The sequence below is a fragment of the Pseudomonas sp. RIT-562 genome (genome assembly GCF_026241895.1).
GTDB lineage: Bacteria > Pseudomonadota > Gammaproteobacteria > Pseudomonadales > Pseudomonadaceae > Aquipseudomonas > Aquipseudomonas mandelii_F.
The window spans coordinates 221,471-241,450 of sequence record NZ_JAPJIV010000008.1 but is presented as its reverse complement, the minus strand read 5'-3'; the positions used below and the strand labels follow the sequence as shown (position 1 = coordinate 241,450).

Annotated in this window: 15 protein-coding genes; 10 read left to right on the top strand and 5 right to left on the bottom strand. The window is 62.3% G+C overall.

The window, feature by feature from the left end:
* The first annotated feature begins 95 nt into the window (after window positions 1–95).
* From recC to yfiB, 6 genes are all read left to right on the top strand, one after another.
* The gene (gene recC, locus ORL50_RS13180; protein WP_266015380.1) at window positions 96–3,548 is read left to right on the top strand and encodes an exodeoxyribonuclease V subunit gamma; all 3,453 of its coding nucleotides are present in this window, start codon (window positions 96–98) and stop codon (window positions 3,546–3,548) included.
* Window positions 3,545–7,234, top strand: coding sequence for an exodeoxyribonuclease V subunit beta (recB, locus tag ORL50_RS13175; RefSeq protein ID WP_266015377.1), 3,690 nt, complete (start codon window positions 3,545–3,547; stop codon window positions 7,232–7,234). Before recC ends, recB begins: the two co-directional genes overlap by 4 nt.
* Window positions 7,231–9,333: an exodeoxyribonuclease V subunit alpha gene (gene recD / locus ORL50_RS13170; protein ID WP_266015374.1), complete on the top strand. Its 2,103-nt coding sequence runs from the start codon at window positions 7,231–7,233 to the stop codon at window positions 9,331–9,333. Before recB ends, recD begins: the two co-directional genes overlap by 4 nt.
* A gap of 99 nt (window positions 9,334–9,432) precedes the next feature.
* The gene (gene yfiR, locus ORL50_RS13165) at window positions 9,433–10,008 is read left to right on the top strand and encodes a regulatory sequestration protein YfiR (protein WP_266015371.1); all 576 of its coding nucleotides are present in this window, start codon (window positions 9,433–9,435) and stop codon (window positions 10,006–10,008) included.
* Entirely contained in the window at window positions 10,005–11,273 is a 1,269-nt protein-coding gene (dgcN, locus tag ORL50_RS13160; protein WP_266015368.1) for a diguanylate cyclase DgcN/YfiN, read from the top strand. The genes yfiR and dgcN overlap by 4 nt, the downstream gene beginning before the upstream one ends.
* Window positions 11,273–11,782, top strand: coding sequence for an outer membrane lipoprotein YfiB (yfiB, locus tag ORL50_RS13155; protein WP_266015366.1), 510 nt, complete (start codon window positions 11,273–11,275; stop codon window positions 11,780–11,782). Before dgcN ends, yfiB begins: the two co-directional genes overlap by 1 nt.
* Here yfiB and ORL50_RS13150 read toward each other — a convergent pair.
* Window positions 11,779–12,726 carry a LysR family transcriptional regulator gene (locus ORL50_RS13150; protein ID WP_266015363.1) on the bottom strand — a complete coding sequence of 316 codons (948 nt, stop codon included), beginning with the start codon at window positions 12,724–12,726 and terminating at the stop codon, window positions 11,779–11,781. The genes yfiB and ORL50_RS13150 overlap by 4 nt on opposite strands.
* Before the next feature lie 149 nt (window positions 12,727–12,875).
* On the opposite strand from ORL50_RS13150, the gene ORL50_RS13145 reads away from it, so the two are divergent.
* Together ORL50_RS13145 and mmsB are read left to right on the top strand one after the other, a co-directional pair.
* Entirely contained in the window at window positions 12,876–14,402 is a 1,527-nt protein-coding gene (locus ORL50_RS13145) for a CoA-acylating methylmalonate-semialdehyde dehydrogenase (protein ID WP_266015360.1), read from the top strand.
* Window positions 14,403–14,412: 10 nt separating this feature from the next.
* Window positions 14,413–15,300: a 3-hydroxyisobutyrate dehydrogenase gene (gene mmsB / locus ORL50_RS13140; protein WP_266015357.1), complete on the top strand. Its 888-nt coding sequence runs from the start codon at window positions 14,413–14,415 to the stop codon at window positions 15,298–15,300.
* Between the two features lie 154 nt (window positions 15,301–15,454).
* Here mmsB and ORL50_RS13135 read toward each other — a convergent pair whose 3' ends face one another.
* The 4 genes from ORL50_RS13135 to ORL50_RS13120 all read right to left on the bottom strand — a co-directional run bounded on the left by ORL50_RS13135 (window position 15,455) and on the right by ORL50_RS13120 (window position 17,824).
* Window positions 15,455–15,799: a cupin domain-containing protein gene (locus tag ORL50_RS13135; protein ID WP_028624747.1), complete on the bottom strand. Its 345-nt coding sequence runs from the start codon at window positions 15,797–15,799 to the stop codon at window positions 15,455–15,457.
* A gap of 106 nt (window positions 15,800–15,905) precedes the next feature.
* On the bottom strand, window positions 15,906–16,277 hold the full coding sequence (locus tag ORL50_RS13130) for a MerR family transcriptional regulator (RefSeq protein ID WP_266015350.1): 372 nt from the start codon (window positions 16,275–16,277) through the stop codon (window positions 15,906–15,908).
* A 41-nt stretch (window positions 16,278–16,318) separates the two neighbouring features.
* Window positions 16,319–16,894 carry an NAD(P)H-dependent oxidoreductase gene (locus ORL50_RS13125; protein WP_266015347.1) on the bottom strand — a complete coding sequence of 192 codons (576 nt, stop codon included), beginning with the start codon at window positions 16,892–16,894 and terminating at the stop codon, window positions 16,319–16,321.
* Between the two features lie 45 nt (window positions 16,895–16,939).
* Window positions 16,940–17,824 (bottom strand): LysR substrate-binding domain-containing protein, encoded by an 885-nt coding sequence (locus ORL50_RS13120; RefSeq protein WP_266015344.1) that lies wholly within the window; start codon window positions 17,822–17,824, stop codon window positions 16,940–16,942.
* Window positions 17,825–18,037: 213 nt separating this feature from the next.
* Here ORL50_RS13120 and ORL50_RS13115 point away from each other — a divergent pair, with 213 nt between their 5' ends.
* Both ORL50_RS13115 and ORL50_RS13110 read left to right on the top strand, forming a co-directional pair.
* On the top strand, window positions 18,038–18,802 hold the full coding sequence (locus ORL50_RS13115) for a sulfite exporter TauE/SafE family protein (RefSeq protein WP_266015340.1): 765 nt from the start codon (window positions 18,038–18,040) through the stop codon (window positions 18,800–18,802).
* A 212-nt stretch (window positions 18,803–19,014) separates the two neighbouring features.
* On the top strand, window positions 19,015–19,926 hold the full coding sequence (locus tag ORL50_RS13110) for a LysR family transcriptional regulator (RefSeq protein WP_266015337.1): 912 nt from the start codon (window positions 19,015–19,017) through the stop codon (window positions 19,924–19,926).
* Window positions 19,927–19,980: the final 54 nt, after the last annotated feature.

Here is a 19,980-nt window from a genome sequence, read left to right as displayed (position 1 = left end):
GTTTCCGCATCAACACCAAGCCTCTCCCGGCTGCCACAGCCTGCCGACAATGCTAAGGTTCGCCCTGGCATTTGTATTTTTCCAAGGAAGCCTTTATGCCGGACGCGACGTCCCTCAGTGCTGGTTTTATGGTGGTTCACGGCAACCGCCTGGACGAGTTGCGCAGCCTGGTGGTGAGCTGGATGCGGCGTTATCCGCTGGCTCCCTTGGAAAACGAAATAGCCCTGGTCCAGAGCAATGGCATTGCCCAGTGGCTCAAGCTGGCACTGGCGCAAGACCCTGAAGACGACGACATGGGCGGGTGTGGAATTGCCGCCGCCATCGACGTGCAGCTGCCTGGCAGTTTCATGTGGCAGCTTTATCGCATGGTCTTGGGTCGCGATGAAATTCCGCTCAAGTCCCTGCTCGATAAAGCGCCGTTGACCTGGCGCCTGATGCGCCTGCTGCCGCAGGTGATCGATCAGCCGCACTTCGAACCACTGCAACGCTTCCTCACCAACGACAGCGACTTGCGCAAGCGCTACCAGCTGTCCGAACGCCTGGCTGACCTGTTCGACCAGTATCAGGTTTACCGGGCCGATTGGCTTGAAGACTGGGCCGAAGGTCGACATCAATTGCGCAACGGACGTGGCGAAGCCAAGCCGCTGACCCCGGCCAACGCCTGGCAAGCGGAGTTGTGGCGTGCACTGTTGCTGGATGTGGGTGAACAGGGCATGGCGCAGAGCCGTGCGGGCGTCCATCAACGGTTCATCGAACGTATCAATAGCCTGGACGAAGCGCCTGCCGGATTGCCTTCAAGGGTGATCGTATTCGGCATTTCCTCGCTGCCTGCCCAAGCCCTGGAAGCACTGGCCGGGCTGGCCCGGTTCAGCCAGGTTTTGCTGTGCGTGCACAACCCATGTCGTCACCATTGGGCAGACATCGTCGCCGATAAAGACCTGTTGCGGCACCAATACAAGCGCCAGGCACGCAAGCATGGCATGCCCGTTGTACTCGACCCGCAAACCCTCCATCAGCATGCGCATCCATTGCTGGCGGCATGGGGTAAGCAAGGTCGCGACTACATCAACCTGCTCGACAGCTACGACGATCCCAACAGCTATCGCTCGGCATTTCGCGACGGTCGTATCGACCTGTTCAGCGATAGCGAGCCGCTGAACATGCTCAATCAACTGCAGGACGACATCCTCGAATTGCGCCCATTGGGTGAAACCCGCGAGCGTTGGCCGGCCGTCGATCTGCAGCATGACCAGTCAATTCGTTTTCAGATCGCCCACAGTGCCCAGCGGGAAGTCGAAATCCTCCACGACCAACTGCTCGCGCGCTTCAGTGCAAATCCTGATCTACGGCCTCGCGACGTCATCGTCATGGTGCCGGACATCGACAGCTATGCTCCGCATATCCGCGCGGTATTCGGTCAGCTGGAACATCGGGATCAGCGCTTCATTCCGTTCACCCTCGCCGATCAGGGCCAACGCGGTCGCGATCCATTGCTGATCGCCGTAGAGCATTTGCTGAAACTGCCGGACAGTCGGTTCCCCGTCAGTGAAATTCTCGATCTGCTGGACGTGCCTGCGCTGCGTGCGCGATTTGGTGTCGAGGAGCGTGACCTGCCGACCCTGCATCGCTGGATCGAAGGCGCCGGCATCCGCTGGGGCATGAACGCCGAGCAGCGCGCCAGTCTCGGCCTGCCGTCAGAGCTTGAGCAAAACAGCTGGCGATTCGGCTTGCGCAGGATGTTGCTCGGTTACGCGGTGGGTAGCTCAAGTGCCTATGGCGGCATCGAACCCTATGACGAGATAGGTGGGCTGGATGCCGCGTTGATCGGCCCGCTGGTCGCGCTGCTGGATGCACTGGAAATCGCCCACAGGGAACTGGCGTCTCCTGCCGCTCCGGGGCAATGGGGCCTACGCCTGCAAGCGTTGATCCAGCTGTTTTTCCAGGCCAGCAACGAGCACGACGACTACCTGCTCGCCCAGTTGGAAGAGTTGCGCGAAACCTGGTTGGAGACGTGTGAGTCGGTCGCACTGCATGATCCGTTGCCGCTCACCGTAGTTCGCGAAGCCTGGCTTGCGGGCCTGGATCAGGGGCGCTTGTCCCAGCGGTTCCTGGCGGGGGCGGTCAACTTCTGCACCTTGATGCCCATGCGTGCGATCCCGTTCAAGCTGGTATGTCTGCTGGGTATGAATGACGGCGACTACCCGCGCGCACAGCCGCCGCTGGACTTCGACCTGATGGGCAGCGACTACCGCCCCGGCGATCGGTCCCGGCGCGAAGATGACCGTTACCTCTTGCTGGAAGCACTGCTGTCGGCCCGTGATCAGCTGTACATCAGCTGGGTGGGCCGCAGCATTCGCGACAACAGCGAACGTCCGGCTTCGGTGCTGATCGGCCAGCTTCGCGATCACCTCGCCAACGGTTGGCATTTGGCGAATGAGGCTCAGGACCTGCTTGCAGCCATGACCCAGGAGCATCCGCTACAGCCTTTCAGTGCCCGCTACTTCCATGAGGGCGATGAGCTGTTCAGCTATGCCAGCGAATGGCAGACCCTCCACCAAGCCACTGCTGCGGTCGCAGATTTCCAGACCCTCGAACCCTACACCCAGGAAGAGCCGCTGAGCCTGGGGCAACTTCAGGATTTCCTGCGTAACCCGGTGCGGCACTTCTTCAGCCAGCGCTTGAAGATCTTCTTCGAAGCGGCCGAAGCGCCCTTGGCCAATGAAGAGCCCTTTGTCCTCGATGCCTTGCAACGCTACAGCCTCAGCGACAGCTTGCTGGAAGCGGCGCTGGGCCAACCCGAACTCGCCGATCAGACCCTGGCTGCGCACGCCATCCGCCTGCAGAACAGTGGCCTGCTGCCCATGGCCGGGTTTGGCGAATACCTGCAACGGGAGTTGATCGAGCCGCTACCGGACTTGCTGCTGCGCTACCAGCAGCTGCTAACGTTGTGGCCGACTCCGCTCGCCAGTGCGTTGCCGATCAATCTCGAATCGCAAGGCCTGCGCCTGGAAGGCTGGCTAAGCGGCCTGCATCAGCGTGCAGACGGCGGCTTGCTGGCGGTGACGACCATCCCCAATAGCATTGGTGGAATCAAGGCGCGCAAATGGCATCTGCTCACGCGGCCCTGGGTCAACCATTTGGTGGCCTGCGCGAGCGGCTGGCCCATGACCACCGCTCTGGTGGCCAGCGACGACAGTCTGCTGTTGGCTCCAATCGAGCAGTCACAGGCGATGGGTATTCTCGGCGACTTGCTGCTGGCCTGGAAAACCGGGATGCGCCAGCCACTGCCGATTGCGGTAAAAACGGCGTTTGCCTGGCTCGGCCAAACCGATCCGGTAAAGGCCGAAGCCGCCGCTCGCAAAGCCTACGAAGGTGATGGCCTGACCACTGATGGCGAGCGACGCGAAAGTGCGGCGCTGGCCCGGCAGTTCAAGGATTACGACGCGCTCATGGCCGATGAATCATTTCCCGGATGGTGCGATGCGTTATACCGACCGCTGCTGCAAGCCCCATGGCGCTCCTTGAATAGCGAGGACTCGCGCGCATGACCGACAAGACTCCCCTGGCCCTGGCCTTTCCGCTTCGCGGCAGCCAACTGATCGAAGCCAGCGCCGGGACCGGCAAGACCTTCACCATCTCCGCATTGTACGTGCGCCTGGTCCTTGGCCACGGTGGCGAGTCCGCCGGCTTCGGGCGTGAGCTGCTGCCGCCGCAGATCCTGGTAGTGACGTTCACCGACGCGGCGACCAAGGAGCTGCGCGAACGCATCCGCACGCGCCTGGCCGAAGCTGCGCGTTTTTTCCGCGATGAAATCACTGCGCCAGACTCCCTGATAGGCGACCTGCGTGAAGACTATCCGCAGGAGCAGTGGGCCGGCTGTGCCAACCGCCTGGACATCGCCGCGCAGTGGATGGACGAAGCCGCTGTCTCGACCATCCACAGCTGGTGCCAGCGCATGTTGCGCGAGCACGCGTTCGACAGTGGCAGCCTGTTTACCCAGAGCTTGGAAACCGACCACAGCGATTTGCTCGGTGAGGTCCTGCGCGACTACTGGCGACTGTTCTGCTACCCCATGCAAGGCGACGCGCTGAGCTGGGTACGCGGAAACTGGGGCGGCCCGGCAGCGTTGTTGCCACGCGTGCGCGGGTTGTTCTCCAGCGAACGCGATAATACGGCCGGCAAGGAGCCCGCAGAACTGATTGCCGAATGCCTGCAGGAGCGGCGGGCGGCGTTGCTTGAGCTGAAAATGCCCTGGGCTCAATGGGCTCAGGAGCTGCTTGCCATCTGTCACCAAGGCGTCGCGAGCAAGAGCGTCGATGGGCGCAAGATGCAGGCCCGTTACTTCGAACCCTGGTTTGAAAAGATCCAGGCCTGGGCCGCCGACGAATCCTTGGAGCAACTCGACATCGGCACCGGCTTCACGCGCCTGACCCCGGACGGCATGGCCGAAGCCTGGAAAGGCCAAGTGCCAAGTCATCCGGGGCTGGACGCGATGCCTAAGCTCAAAGCCAGTCTGGATGGCCTGCCCACGCCCGATGCTGCAGTCCTGCAACATGCTGCCCAGTGGGTCGGCGCACGGTTCGAAGAAGAGAAACGCCGGCGTGCGGAGATGGGCTTCGATGACATGCTGCTGCGCCTCGATGCCGCCTTGCAAGCCGAAGGAGGCGAGCGCCTCGCCACGCTGATTCGCGAGCAGTTTCCGGTGGCATTGATCGACGAGTTCCAGGATACCGATCCGGTGCAGTACCGGATCTTCGAGACCATCTATCGAATTGAAGACAACAACCCCGAGTGCGGCCTGTTCCTGATCGGCGACCCCAAGCAGGCGATCTACGCCTTCCGAGGCGCCGATATCCATACTTACCTGCGTGCGCGCCAAGCCACCACCGGGCGGCTGCATACTTTGGGCACCAACTTCCGCTCCAGCCACGGCATGGTCGACGCGGTCAATCATGTGTTCGAACGCGCCGAGTCTCGGGAGCTGGGACGCGGGGCGTTCCTGTTCCGAGAAAACAATGGCGATAACCCCGTGCCATTTCTGCCGGTGCAATCCCAGGGCCGCAAGGAAGTGCTGCAGATAGATGGCCGCCTCGTGCCGGCTCTGAACGTCTGGCATCTGCCTTCCGAGCAACCGCTGTCCGGCGCGGTCTACCGCAAGCAATTGGCCGCAGCCTGCGCCACTGAAATCACTGCGCTGCTCAACAGCGGTCAGCAGCAACAGTCGGGATTCAAGCAGGAGGGCAAGGATTTCAGAGGCCTGCTGCCAGCGGATATCGCCATTCTGGTCCGCGACGGCAAAGAAGCCCAAGCCGTCCGAGCCGAGCTGGCGGCCCGTGGCGTACGCAGCGTCTACCTCTCGGACAAGGACTCGGTGTTCGCCGCCCAGGAAGCCCATGACCTGTTGTCCTGGCTCAAGGCGTGCGCCGAGCCGGACGTCGAGCGCCCACTACGCGCCGCATTGGCCTGCATCACGTTGAACCTGTCACTGGCTGAACTGGAGCGGCTCAACCAGGACGAGCTGGCGTGGGAAGCGCGGGTCATGCAGTTCCGTGGTTATCGCGAGCTCTGGCGCAAACAGGGGGTGTTGCCGATGCTGCGACGCCTGCTACACGACTTCAAGTTGCCGCAGACATTGATCGCGCGCAGCGACGGCGAACGGATCCTGACCAATCTGTTGCACCTGTCCGAATTGCTGCAACAGGCTGCCGCCGAACTCGATGGCGAGCAGGCGCTGATTCGACACCTGTCTGAACACCTGGCGTTATCCGGCCAGGCGGGGGAAGAGCAGATACTGCGCCTGGAAAGTGACGAGCAACTGGTCAAGGTGGTGACCATCCACAAATCCAAGGGCCTTGAATATCCCCTGGTGTTCCTGCCGTTCATTTGCTCGGCCAAACCGGTGGATGGCAGTCGCCTGCCGTTGCATTACCACGACTCCACCGGCAAGGCGCAGGTGACGCTCAAACCGACTGCCGAGCTGATTGCGCTGGCCGATACCGAGCGCCTGGCCGAGGACCTGCGCTTGCTGTATGTCGCCCTGACTCGGGCGCAGCACGCCTGTTGGCTCGGCGTTACCGATCTCAAGCGGGGCAATAACAACAGCTCGGTGCTGCACCTCTCGGCACTGGGTTACCTGCTGGGCGGGGGGGCCATGCTGGCGGAGTCTGCCGGCTTGCAACGCTGGCTGGAGGACCTGCAGCAGGATTGCCCGGCCGTGCATTACGGCGCGGTACCGCCTGCGACCGCCGAGCACTACCAGGCGCCGCACAACGACGCGCGACTGCTCGCAGCGCTGATGCCCACACGGCGTGCCAGCGAAAACTGGTGGATCGCTTCCTACAGCGCTTTACGTATCGGCGACAGCCTGAGCATCGGTAGCGACGAGGCCCCGGAAAACCCGCAGGCGCAAAAACTGTTCGACGACGAGCGTCTCGATCCCAATGCGCCGCGTGAAGTCGCGGCCGGTGGCGCCGACATCCATCGTTTCCCTCGCGGCCCAGGCCCCGGCACCTTCCTCCACGGCCTGCTGGAATGGGCCGGAGGCGAAGGTTTTTCCGCAGCCCCGCAAGCGGTTGAGGACGCCATCGCGCGGCGCTGCAACCGGCGTGGTTGGGAAGGCTGGATTAGCACCTTGAGTGACTGGCTGCAGCACCTGCTGAAGTCGCCATTGCACCTGGGCAACGGACAGGCGCCGGTGGTGTTCGAGCACCTGACCCAGTACCGGGTCGAGATGGAGTTCTGGTTCGCCAGCCATAAGGTCGACGTGCTGAAGCTCGACGAGCTGGTACGCCAATACACTCACAACGGAGTCGCGCGGGTAGCGGCCGAACCCGTGATGCTCAACGGCATGTTCAAGGGCTTCATCGACCTGACGTTCGAACACGAGGGGCGGTATTACGTGGCCGACTACAAATCCAACTGGCTGGGCGTCGATGATTCGGCCTATACCGGGCAAGCGATGGAACAGTCGATCCTCGACAATCGTTATGACCTGCAGTACGTGCTGTACCTGCTGGCCTTGCATCGCCAATTGAAAGCGCGTCTGGCCGATTATGACTACGACCGGCACGTTGGCGGCGCCCTGTACCTGTTCCTGCGCGGCACTCGTGCAGCCAGCCAGGGGGTCTACTTCGCCCGTCCGCCACGGGAGTTGATCGAGCGCCTTGACCGCCTGTTCCAGGGCAAGCCAGAGCCCAAGGCCGAACCCGCCTGGGAACAGGGAGAATTGCTATGAGTCGCACCTTCGCCGATTTGCTGCCCACTGCGCTGGCGGCTGAAAGCCTGGCCGACCTCGCCCCGTTGAGCCGCGCCGACGACCTGCTGCTGTTGCTCACGCGCTGGGTCGAGCGGGGCTGGTTGCGTGCACTGGACAAGGCGTTCGTGGCTTTCCTGCATGAGCTGGCACCCGAAGACGATCCACTGGTCTTGCTGGCGGCCGCGTTGACCAGCCACCAGCTGGGCCATGGGCACGTGTGCCTGGACCTGTACGAGACGCTCAAAGAGCCGGACTTCGCCCTGTCCCTGCCACCCGAGGGCGATGTGCAAGGCGGCTCGATGCTGTTGCCGTCGCAATTGCTCGAGGCGCTCGACGGTGCTCACTGGTGCAAGGTGCTGGCTGGCAGTCCCCTGGTCGCGTTGGCAGCCGATGGGCGCGAGGATGCGCAACACAGGCCCTTGGTATTGTCGGGTAAACGCCTTTATCTGCGGCGCTACTGGACCTATGAGCGACGCATCGACCTGTCCCTGCGCCAGCGCCTGGCTCATCAGGAAGAGGCCCCGGCGGACCTGAGCCAGCGTCTCACCGGCCTGTTCGGCCCGGCCCGGCCTGGTGAAGTAATCGACTGGCAGAAGCTCGCCTGCGCCCTGGCAATCCGCAGCGCATTCAGCATCGTCACCGGTGGGCCCGGTACCGGCAAGACCACCACTGTCGTACGTTTGCTGGCGTTGCTCCAGGCTCCCGCAGTGGAAGCGGGCCAGCCGCTGCGCATCCGTCTTGCCGCTCCTACCGGCAAAGCCGCGGCGCGCTTGACGGAGTCCATCAGCCAGCAGGTCAGGACGCTGCAAGTCAGCGAAGCGGTCAGGGAGAAAATCCCCTCGGACGTCACCACGGTGCACCGCCTGCTTGGCAGCCGGCCCGGTACTCGGCACTTCCGTCATCACGCCGGCAACCGCCTGCCACTGGATGTGCTGGTGGTGGATGAAGCGTCGATGATTGACTTGGAGATGATGGCCAACCTGCTCGATGCCATGCCGGCGCATGCCCGCCTGGTGCTGCTGGGCGACAAGGATCAACTGGCGTCGGTAGAGGCTGGCGCCGTGCTGGGCGATCTGTGCCGCGACGCGGAGGCCGGCTGGTACAGCCCGCAGACTCGCCAGTGGCTGGAACAGATCAGTGGCGAAAGCCTGGCCAACAGCGACCTGCATGAGGACACCCTGGGCGTTCATCCGCTGGCGCAGCAAGTCGTGATGTTGCGTCATTCTCGTCGGTTCGGTGAGGGCAGCGGCATCGGCCAGCTGGCTCGCTGGGTTAATCAGCAGCAGCCCGAACAGGCGCGCAACCTGTTGGCCGCCCGCCGTCATGACGACGTATTCGGCCTGTCACTCAAAGGCGAACAGGACCGGGCGCTGGAACGCTTGCTGCTCGAAGGTCACGGCGATGGGCCGCAAGGTTATCGGCATTACCTGAGCCTGCTGCGCCAGCAGCGCCCGACGCTGGGTCGCCCCCTCGATGATCCGTGCTGGACCGAGTGGGCTCGCCAGGTGCTGCAGGCGTTCGATGCCTTCCAGCTGCTCTGCGCCGTGCGCAAGGGGCCCTGGGGCGTGGAAGGCCTGAACCAGCGAGTGACCGCCGCACTGCTCAAGGCCCGATTGATCGATAACGATCAGCAGTGGTACGAAGGTCGGCCAGTGCTGATGACGCGCAACGACTACGGCTTGGGGTTGATGAACGGCGACATCGGCATCGCGCTCAAGCTGCCCGAACGCGAGGGGCCGGAAGCCGGAAAGCAGGTGCTGCGCGTGGCATTCCCGCGCAACGATGGTCAGGGCGGCGTGCGATTTGTGTTGCCGAGCCGGCTCAATGACGTCGAAACCGTGTACGCCATGACGGTGCACAAATCCCAGGGTTCGGAGTTTGCCCACACCGCGCTGATCCTCCCGGACGCCCTCAATCCGGTCCTCACCAAGGAGCTGATTTATACCGGGATCACCCGGGCAAAGAATTGGTTCACGCTGATCGAACCACGTTCCGGCGTGTTCGAAGAGGCGGTGCGGCGCAAGGTCAAGCGTCTCAGTGGCTTGATGCTCGAACTGGATGAAGCCCCCGGCCCGTAACGGAAACTGGCCGACTTGCCGTAGGGGCCGGTCTCGCTGGCGATAAGGCGCTGTGCTATCGTTGCGGCATCATTTCGCTTCGATCAAGAGAATCCCTGAATGAAGGTGGCCGTCCGGACGACAGGGCGCGTGTTTGTCTGCAAGCGAATACTGCTGGCCGGGATTCTCTGTTTGTTGTCCTCCTTCGTATGCGCTCAGGCGCAGGGTCCGCAGAGCATGGCCGAGCAACGGGCCAAAGCAGTGACCCAGGTCGTTCTCGGCATTCTCAGTTACGCCCGCTGGCCAGTCGAACCGGCGCAATTGCGCCTGTGCATCGTCGGCCCCACCGAATACACCGACGACTTGGTCAAAGGCACCACCCAGGCCACTGGCCGACCGGTGACGGTGCGCCGCTTCCTCGCCCAGAACCCGTCCATCCCCAGTGAGTGTGATGCGGTGTATATCGGCAAGCTGAGCGGCAATGAACGCAGCCAGCTATTTGCCGCGTTGGCGGGGCGTCCGATATTGAGCATCAGCGAAGCCGACGATCAATGCACAGTCGGCAGCCTGTTCTGCCTGCAGGTCAGCGACGATCAGGTGTCCTTCGAGGTCAACCTCGACTCGGTCGCCCGCAGTGGAGTGCGCATCCATCCAAGCGTGCTGCAACTGTCGCGCCGCAAGCCGGCGGCGTCATGAGCCTGTTCAAGCCTGGCACCCGTCCGACGCTGCGCTCGGTGCTTGGCCGTGGTCATTTGATCGTCGCGCTGGTGGGCGTGTCCATGGCCAGTGTTTCCCTGACACTGCTGGGAGTCCTGGCGCTGCGAGTGTATGCCGACCACAACCTGCACCTGATCGCCCGGTCGATCAACTACACCGTCGAAGCCGCAGTGGTGTTCAACGACAAGTCCGCCGCCACCGAAGCGCTGGCCTTGATCGCGTCCACCGAAGAAGTGGCAGATGCGCAGGTACTGGATCATCAGGGGCGCCTGCTGGCGCGCTGGCAGCGACCGGAAACCGGATTGTTTTCCGACCTGGAAATGCAGATCGCCAAGACCTTCCTGGAGAAGCCGATCAGCATGCCGATCGTCCATCAGGGCCGCGAAATCGGCAGCATCGAGCTTACCGGTCACGGTGGCAGCCTGTTACGTTTCCTGCTCAGCGGCTTGATGGGGATTATCCTGTGTACGGCCATCAGTGCCTGGGTCGCGCTGTACCTGGCGCGCCGGCAACTGCGCGGCATTACCGGGCCCTTGCGCAGCCTGGCCCGCGTGGCGCACGCCGCCCGCAGCGAACGAGCGTTCGACCGCCGAGTGCCGCCGGCGCAGATTGCCGAACTGGATAACCTGGGCAACGACTTCAATGCCCTGCTCGACGAGCTCGAGTCCTGGCAGACCCATCTGCAAACCGAAAACGAAACCCTCGCTCACCTGGCCAATCATGACAGCCTCACCGGGTTGCCCAACCGAGCGTTCTTCGAAGGCCGGCTGCTGCGCGCGCTACGCAATGCCAGCAAGCTCAATGAGCGCGTCGCGGTGCTGTTTCTCGACAGCGACCGGTTCAAGGAAATCAACGACAGCTTCGGCCACGCTTCCGGCGATGCCGTGCTGGTCGCCGTTGCCGACCGGGTTCGCGCGCAGTTGCGCGAAGAGGACCTGGTGGCGCGCCTGGGTGGCGACGAGTTTGCCGTGTTGCTGACACCACTGCACAAGACCGCCGACGCCGAGCGTATCGCCGAAAAAATCCTCGCCAGCATGGAAGTGCCAATCCCTTTGCCCGGCGACAGCCAGGTGTTGACCTCCCTCAGCATCGGCGTCGCCGTCTTCCCCGATCATGGCAACACCCCCGGCGCGCTGCTGGATGCCGCCGATGCCGCCATGTACCAAGCCAAGCGCCTCGCCCGAGGCGCGCAACACACTGCCGGGTCGGAGCACCCGACAGCCGACGTTCAAACCAGGAGCTGATGTCCGTGTTCACATTTACCCACCGAACCCTGCGATTCCTCACCGCTGCACTGTGCATGGCGCTACTGGCCCTGACCGGGTGCCAGACAGCCCCGCAACAAGGCCTGACACCTGCGCAAATTGCCGTGCTGAAGCAACAAGGGTTCGAGTTGACCGACGAAGGCTGGGCGTTTGGCCTGTCCGGCAAAGTACTGTTCGGCAGTGACGACGACAGCCTCAATCGCCCCAGCAGCGAGATCGTCCAGCGCATCGGCAAGGCGTTGCAAGGCGTGGGCATAGATCGACTACGAGTCGACGGCCACACCGACGCATCCGGCAAGGAAGCCTACAACCAGCAGCTGTCCCTGCGCCGTGCCAAGAGCGTGGCAATGGTCCTGAACACCGTCGGCTTCAAGGAAGAAAACATCCAGCTGCGTGGCCTCGGCAGCAGCGTACCCGTGGCGAGCAACTCCACCGCCGGCGGCCGCACCGAGAACCGCCGGGTGTCGATCGTGGTCTCCGCCAACTAATCGGCGAACAACATCGCGCGACTCTCACCCATCAACAGGGCCTGATTCTGCTCGGTCACCGCGCGGATGTAATCCCACAGCAAGGTGATCCGCTTGAGCTTCCTCAGGTCCTCCCGGCAGTACATCCAGAACTGCCGGGTGATGTTGATCTCTTCCGGCAGTACCGGCAGCAGCCGCGCATCCTGGGCCGCCAGGAAGCACGGCAGGATCGCCAGCGAGCGGCCCTGCTGCGCGGCGACAAACTGCGCGATCACGCTGGTGCTGCGCAGGTTGGCGCTGGCGCCGGGCAGCACGTTGGCCAGGTACAACAGCTCCGAGCTGAAGGCCAGGTCATCCACATAACTGATGAACGCATGCTTGGCCAGGTCGCTCGGGCGGCGGATGGGTGCGTGTTGGTCGAGGTAGTCCTGGGTCGCGTACAGCTGCAATCGGTAGTCACACAGTTTGCAGCACACGTACGGGCCGTGCTCCGGGCGCTCCAGGGCGATGACGATGTCGGCCTCGCGCTTGGACAGGCTGATGAAGTGCGGCAGCGGCAGGATATCCACCGAGATCGCGGGATAGGCATCGACGAAATGGCTCAACTGCGGGGTGATGAAAAAGCTGCCGAAGCCTTCGGTACAGCCCATGCGCACATGCCCGGATAACGCCACGCCCGAACCGGACACCTGCTCGCAGGCCATGTGCAGCGTGCTTTCGATCGACTCGGCATAACCCAACAGTCGTTGACCTTCGGCTGTCAGGACAAAGCCGCTGGTCCGGGATTTTTCGAACAGCAGGGTGCCCAGCGCCGTTTCCAGCGAGCTGATGCGTCTCGACACCGTGGTGTAGTCGACCGCCAGGCGTTTGGCGGCGGTGCTGGCCTTGCGGGTGCGGGCGACTTCAAGGAAAAACTTGAGGTCATCCCAATTCAGCGAACCTAGAGACGTGATGTTTTTTTGCATGTTGGACCGGCTTTTATGTGCGTTCTTATTAGAAGTTTGCACATCTATACTCCAAAAACCGTCCGACAACCAATTCGCGACACACGCCTCATCTCAAGGCGACTTTCTCGCCTTGGCTCCCTGATAACAACAAGTCCAGGAGACCCAACATGAACGCATCGCTCACGCCCAACGAAACCACCGTGCAGAAGGTCAAGCTGTTGATCAACGGCGAGTGGGTCGAGTCGCAGTCCACCGAGTGGCACGACATCGTCAATCCGGCGACCCAGCAAGTGCTCGCGAAGGTTCCGTTTGCCACGGCGGCGGAAGTCGACGCGGCCATCGACGCAGCCCATCGCGCATTCCAGACCTGGAAGCTGACGCCGATCGGCGCGCGCATGCGCATCATGCTCAAGCTCCAGGCATTGATCCGCGAGCACTCCAAGCGCATTGCCGTGGTACTGAGCAACGAGCAAGGCAAAACCATTGCCGACGCTGAAGGCGATATTTTCCGTGGCCTGGAAGTGGTCGAGCATGCCTGCTCCATCGGTACCCTGCAGATGGGCGAGTTCGCCGAGAACGTCGCCAGCGGCGTCGACACCTACACCCTGCGCCAGCCAATCGGCGTGTGCGCTGGCATCACCCCGTTCAACTTCCCGGCGATGATTCCGCTGTGGATGTTCCCGATGGCCATTGCCTGCGGCAACACCTTCGTACTGAAACCTTCGGAACAGGATCCGCTGTCGACCATGCTGCTGGTGGAACTGGCGATTGAGGCGGGCGTTCCAGCGGGTGTGCTCAACGTGGTGCACGGCGGCAAGGATGTGGTGGACGCGCTCTGCACCCACAAGGACATCAAGGCGGTGTCCTTCGTTGGTTCGACTGCAGTGGGCACTCACGTCTACGACCTGGCGGGCAAACACGGCAAGCGTGTGCAGTCGATGATGGGCGCGAAGAACCACGCCGTGGTGCTGCCGGACGCTAACCGCGAACAGGCGCTGAATGCACTGGTTGGCGCCGGTTTTGGCGCGGCGGGCCAGCGTTGCATGGCCACTTCGGTGGTGGTGCTGGTAGGCGCGGCCAAGCAATGGCTGCCGGACCTGAAAGCACTGGCGCAGAAACTCAAGGTCAATGCCGGCAGCGAGCCGGGCACCGACGTCGGGCCGGTGATTTCCAAGCGGGCCAAGGCGCGCATCATCGAGCTGATCGAAAGCGGCATCAAGGAAGGTGCCAAGCTGGAATTGGACGGGCGCGACATCAGTGTCGCCGGCTATGAGCAAGGCAACTTCGTTGGCCCAACCCTGTTTTCCGGGGTGACCACCGACATGCAGATCTACACCCAGGAAATCTTCGGCCCGGTACTGGTGGTGCTGGAGGTCAATACGCTCGACGAGGCCATCGCCCTGGTCAACGCCAACCCCTTTGGTAACGGCACTGGCCTGTTCACCCAAAGCGGCGCGGCGGCGCGTAAATTCCAGAACGAAATCGACGTCGGCCAGGTCGGCATCAACATTCCGATTCCGGTACCTGTGCCGTTCTTCAGCTTCACCGGTTCACGCGGTTCGAAACTCGGCGACCTCGGCCCGTATGGCAAGCAAGTGGTGCAGTTCTACACTCAGACCAAGACTGTCACCAGTCGCTGGTTCGATGACAACAGCGTCAACGACGGTGTGAACACCACCATCAACTTGCGCTAAGGAGCGGTACATGAAAATCGCATTTATCGGTCTGGGTAACATGGGCGCGCCAATGGCGCGCAACCTGATCAAGGCCGGTCATGACCTGAAGCTGGTCGACCTCAATACCACCGTGCTCGCGGAGCTTGAGCAGCTGGGCGGCAGTATCAGCCCGACCGCCCGTGAGGCGGCGCAAGGTGCCGAGCTGGTGATTACGATGCTGCCGGCCGCCGTGCATGTGCGCAGTGTCTGGTTGGGTGAAGACGGTGTGCTCGCCGGTATTGGCAAAGGCGTCCCGGCAGTGGATTGCAGCACCATCGATCCACAAACCGCGCGTGAAGTAGCCAGCGCTGCGGCCAAACAGGGCGTGGCCATGGCCGACGCGCCAGTGTCCGGCGGCACCGGTGGCGCGGCTGCAGGCACCCTGACCTTCATGGTCGGTGCCACTCCCGAGCTGTTCGCCACACTGCAGCCGGTACTGGCGCAAATGGGCCGCAATATCGTGCATTGCGGCGAAGTCGGCACCGGGCAGATCGCCAAGATCTGCAACAACCTGCTACTGGGGATTTCCATGGTCGGCGTCAGCGAAGCCATGGCTTTGGGCGATGCCCTGGGTATCGACACCGGCGTGCTGGCCGGGATCATCAACAGTTCGACCGGGCGCTGCTGGAGTTCGGAGATGTACAACCCGTGGCCGGGCATCGTCGAGACCGCCCCGGCCTCGCGTGGATATACCGGCGGCTTCGGCGCCGAACTGATGCTCAAGGATCTGGGACTGGCGACTGAAGCGGCCCGTCAGGCGCACCAGCCGGTGGTACTGGGCGCAGTGGCGCAGCAGTTGTATCAGGCGATGAGCCTGCGCGGGGAGGGTGGCAAGGACTTCTCGGCGATCATCAACAGCTATCGCAAACCCCAGTAATAGGGCAGGAAATCTGTAGGAGTGAGCCTGCTCGCGATGAAGTCGTTACAGTCGACTTGATGGCGATTGACCCACCGCAATCGCGAGCAGGCTCGCTCCTACAGGCAACGTAAGTAACGGGAGATCATGTCGGGTGATCTCCCGTTTTTTCGTATCAGGCAAACACAAAATACTTGCGCACGGTCTCGACCACTTCCCACGTACCTTTCATCCCCGGCTCTACGACAAAGATGTCACCCGCACGCAGATGGATCGGCGCCATGCCTTCCGGGGTGATCACGCAGTAGCCTTCCTGGAAATGGCAGTACTCCCACTTCACGTATTCCACATACCATTTGCCCGGCGTGCAGATCCATGTGCCCATGATCTTGCTGCCGTCTTCACTGGTGTAGGCGTTGAGGTTGACGGTGTGTGGATCGCCTTCGAGCTTTTCCCATTTGCAGGCGTCGAGTACCGGCAGGGGATGGGTGTCGCGAAGAACGGTAATAGGTGCGGTCATGTGGACTCCAGGCAATGGATGCAAGAACGAAGTCGCACCCTATAGCGCCCGCGATGCGGCGAGTTGTCTGTGCTCGACATCGGAGTGTCCAGAAACGCGCAGGCGCCTATAGAGTTGCAAGCGGGCAAGCGCGCTGGGCCTGTTCGATGCTCTGCTCGAATTCGACCAGCTGCGCGTGTTGTCGCGCCAGCACAGCCATGCGGTCGCTGATCTCCTGCTTTTTCGTCGCAATGGCCTGATGGGCCAACTCCCACGGTACCTGGCTGCCCTGATGACCGGCGAAAATTGCCTGCAGCTCCTTGAGGCGAAAACCCAGCTGCTGGGCGCATTTGATAAAGATCAGCAGTTCGACGCTTTGCTGGTCATATACGCGATATTTGCCTAGGCGCTCGGCGATCGGCAGCAAGCCGATCGCCTCGTAATGGCGGATGCTTTTAATCGTGGTTCCGGAGCGTTGCGCAGCCTGGCCGATGTACATCAATAATTCCCTTTAATGAGCTTTGGGCATTATCGGCACACTCAGTGGCTGGCGATAGCCTCGGCTTGCTGCAACCATCGCTCGCGCTGTGTATCACTGGAGTCGAGGATGGGGCCGAAGGTCAGGGTCCTGGTGGGTTTGATGCCGCAGAATTCCAGGGTGGTCTTGCGCATTTGATGCAAGCCGGGCATGCGGTAGAACCAGCGGTAATACCAGGGCGGTGTATCCATGGTCACCAGCAGATGCGCGCTGCGACCGTGCAGAAGTTTGTCGGGGAACGCTTTGCCTTTGCGGTACTTGAAGGCGAAACCGGGGAGAAATACCCGGTCGAAAAAGCCCTTGAGCAAGGCTGGAATCCCACCCCACCAGATCGGGAACACCAGCGTCAGTTGCTCGGCCCACAAGACATCCGCCTGGGCTTGGATCAGGTCGACTTCCAGCGGCTGCACCTGTTGGTAGCCTTCACGCAATACCGGATCGAACGCCAGCTGGCCCAGAAACAGTTGGCGCACTTCATGCCCGGCGCGAAGAGCAGACTGAGTGTAGCGCTCGACCAAAGCGGCGCAAAAACTGCTGCTCGAAGGATGGCCGAGAATCACCAGAATTCTTTTACCCATGTTGGCTGTCCTTGAGGAGGAAAGCCCAAGGGTAAAGTCTGCCCTTCAGGGGAGAGTCAAGGCATGCAGCAATGCCCTCGCATAGCTGGGCAGTTGCGCGAAATCGCGGGCACACAGGAGCAATTTGCGCTGCGCCCAAGGTTCGGCCAGGGCGATGCTGTGGAACGCGCGATTACCGGCCCAGCGCTCCACTGCCGCCTGCGGCACGATGGCCAGGCCGGCTCCACGAGCGACCATGCGCAGGGCTGCATCAAAGCCATCGGCGCGAATGCGAATCTGCAGGCGGGCGCCGATATGCAAGGCCTGTTCTTCCAGGTAAATCGCCAGTGCGCTGTTGCTGTTCAAGCCAACAAAGTCGTGAACCAGAGTGTCGCTGAAACTCAGCGAACCGCGATTCGCCAGTGGGTGCTCGCGGGGCATGACCAAGACCAGTGGATCGTCGCGAAAGGGCCGGGTTTGCAGCTCGGTGCTGTCCACCGCATCCGAGACAATCCCCAGATCTGCTGCGCCCTGGCGAAGCGCGTGGGTGATGCGTGAACTCGGCAGTTCCTGCAGGTCGATGTCCAGGTTGGGATGGTGCAGCAGAAAGTCTGCGAGCAACTCCGGCAGGTACTCACTCATGGCCGTGGTGTTGCAGAGCAGCCGGACCTGCCCCTTGACGCCCTTGGCGTAGTCAGCCATGTCCTGTTGCAGGCGCTCGGCCTGTTGCAGCAGAAGCCGGGCGTGTTGCGCCAAGGCTTTGCCGGCAGCGGTGGGAGTGACCCCGCGGCGGCCGCGCAGCAGGAAATCCACTCCCAGGGATGCCTCCATCGCCCGAATCCGCGCACTCGCCGCCGCCAGGGACAAATGGCTGCGGGCAGCGCCGGCGGTGATGTTGCCGCTGTCGAGGATGTTCAGGTAGAGGCGCAGGTCGGTGAGGTCGAAGTGCATGGTGTTTGCCTCGAAAAATGTATGGTCATCTCTGACGCCATCGCGAGCAGGCTCACTCCTACAGGGGTGAGCATCGCACCAGTTCCTGTAGGAGTGAGCCTGCTCGCGATAGCGTCGCTAGCCACTACCCAGTATTAAGCCTCAGTCAAAACAAGAGGCACCATCAGTATAAGCCAGCTTTCCAAACCCCCAGCACAGCCCCACGATACCCCCATGAATACCCTGACTGCGTTCTATCAAAATCTGGGCCTTGCCCTGTCAATCCTGGTCATCGCCACCTTCCTGCTGGCCGGGATGATCAAGGGGATAATCGGCTTGGGCCTCCCAACCATCGCCATGGGCTTGCTCGGCCTGGCTATGGCTCCAGCGCAGGCTGCTGCGCTTCTGATCATCCCTGCGACATTGACCAACCTCTGGCAGCTGGCATTTGGCGGGCATCTGCGGGAGCTCGCCAGGCGCTTGTGGCCCATGCTCCTGGCGATTTTCCTCGGCACAGCAGCGGGCACACTGTGGCTCGGCATGGCGGGTGGACATTGGGTGGTACGAGGACTGGGCGCCGCATTGCTGCTGTACGCGTTGAGCGGCTTGTTCCTGCCCACCCTGCAGATTGGCAGCCGCGCTGAACGCTGGCTCGGCCCGCTGTGCGGCGTGTTGACGGGAGTGATCACCTCGGCCACGGGCGTGTTCGTGATTCCGGCGGTGCCCTATCTGCAGGCGCTGGACCTGAGCAAAGATCAGTTGGTGCAGGCGCTGGGCCTGTCATTCACGGTCTCGACCCTGGCCCTGGCCGCCGGCCTGTTCTGGCGAGGCGCCCTGGGGGGCGGCGAACTGGGCGCATCGCTGCTGGCGCTGATCCCGGCGGTGGCCGGTATGCTGCTGGGGCAATGGCTACGCCAGCGCATCAGCGCCACAGTTTTCAAGCGCGTGTTTTTCGTCGGCCTCGGCCTGCTGGGCGGCCACTTGCTGATCAGCGGCTAGCGGTTACTCATCAGCAGATGTCCTCACATACGTTGTCGCTGACCTGAAATGCCCCGCAGCTGACGCAACCGACTTCTTTGAGGGCATGAGGCTCGGCTACTATCGATACTCCAGTCGTAGGAGCCCGGCTTGCCGGCGATGGCGTCCTCAGGCGCGCAATCGCCGGCAAGCCGCGCTCCTACAGAAAGCTGTGCCATCGATAAGGGACACCCGTGAAAGCCAGATCCGATGAACTGCAGATTTTCGTCTGCGTGATTGAATGCGGATCGATCTCCGCTGCCGCCGAGCAGGTCGGGCAAACGCCGTCGGCAGTCAGTCGCACGTTGTCACGACTGGAGGCCAAGCTCGAGACCACTCTGATCAATCGCACCACTCGACGCATGGACCTGACGGAAGAGGGCAAGTATTTCTTCGATCAGGCCAAGCTGATTCTCGACCAGATGGATCAACTCGAAGAACGCCTCACCTCCCGCCAGCAAACGCCATCGGGGCGCTTGCGGATCAATGCGGCAGCGCCCTTCATGCTGCACGCTATCGTGCCGTACATCGACGAGTTCCGTCGGCTCTATCCGGAGATCCAGCTCGAACTCAACAGCAACGACCTGATCATTGACCTGCTGGAACAAAGCACCGACATCGCCATCCGCATCGGCACTCTCGCCGACTCGACGCTGCACGCACGCTCCCTGGGTTGCAGCCCGCTGCACATAGTCGCCAGCCCGGCGTATCTGGAGCAGCACGGTGCACCCGCGGCAGTGGCGGACCTGAGTACGCACACCTTGCTCGGCTTCACCCATAACGAGGGCCTCAACCAGTGGCCGTTGCGCCACGTCCATGGCGACCGCTGGCCAATCCAGGCGAGCATCGGCGCCTCCAGCGGTGAGACGATTCGCCATCTGGCGCTGGAGGGCCAGGGCATCGCTTGCCTGTCGCACTTCATGACCATCGAAGACATTCGCGCCGGTCGCCTGCAGGTGTTGCTGGAGGACTTCAACAGCGGATATCGCCAGCCGATCAACGCGGTGTACTACCGCAACTCGCAGCTCGCCCTGCGCATTCAATGCTTTCTCGACTTCATCCAGAAGAAACTGGCGGCCTACGCTGATGCGCAGTTCAACGGTTGATTCGTGACTCCAGCGCAAGAGTGATTTGGGCGGCGACGCCTGTTTCCCGAGGGC